Origin of the sequence: Bacillus sp. CDB3, assembly GCF_002081505.1 — a bacterium.
Lineage (GTDB): Bacteria > Bacillota > Bacilli > Bacillales > Bacillaceae_G > Bacillus_A > Bacillus_A cereus_AT.
This window is the reverse complement of the sequence record NZ_ALBR01000070.1, coordinates 1-594: the sequence shown is the minus strand read 5'-3', so window position 1 is coordinate 594 and position 594 is coordinate 1. Positions and strand designations below refer to the sequence as shown.

Genomic DNA, 594 nt, shown 5'->3' with positions numbered 1-594 from the left:
ATTTTTCACCAATTGATTAAGGTACACATATGGTATATATGACCAAAAACATAATCATTGAAATGATTAAATTTTGAATAGTGAAATATACAAAAGATGGGGGAGGAAAAAATGTCACAAAGTAACATACCGAATATTACACCCAACATTTCGGTCACACGAGATGATGCATTAAATTTATTATTATCCTCTATTGCATTAGAAGAATTAGGAATTGCTCATATTTTAAATACAGAAGGAGAAAAATTACAATATATTTTAGGAACTTTACCAGGAAGAACAGGTCCAAGTCCTACCATTCCAGATTTACTCAATGTAAATAAAAGCATTCAGAATATGTTAGATTCTGTAACGAAAGCAGAAATGTTTTTAGATTCAAAATTACAAAATGTTATTAACATCATTAATGGTCCTTGTGGCTCTTGTCCAACAGGTGAAACAGGACCAACAGGTGAAACAGGACCAACAGGTGAAACGGGACCAACAGGTGAAACAGGACCAACAGGTGAAACAGGACCAACAGGTGAAACAGGACCAACAGGTGAAACGGGACCAACAGGTGAAACAGGACCAACAGGTGAAACAGGACCAACA

At 35.5% G+C, this 594-nt stretch carries 1 protein-coding gene; it reads left to right on the top strand.

What is annotated here, in order from left to right; genetic code table 11:
* Positions 1-111: 111 nt before the first annotated feature.
* On the top strand, positions 112-594 hold a 483-nt coding region (locus CDB3_RS31710), incomplete at its 3' end, for an alpha-helical endospore appendage domain-containing protein (protein ID WP_179139718.1).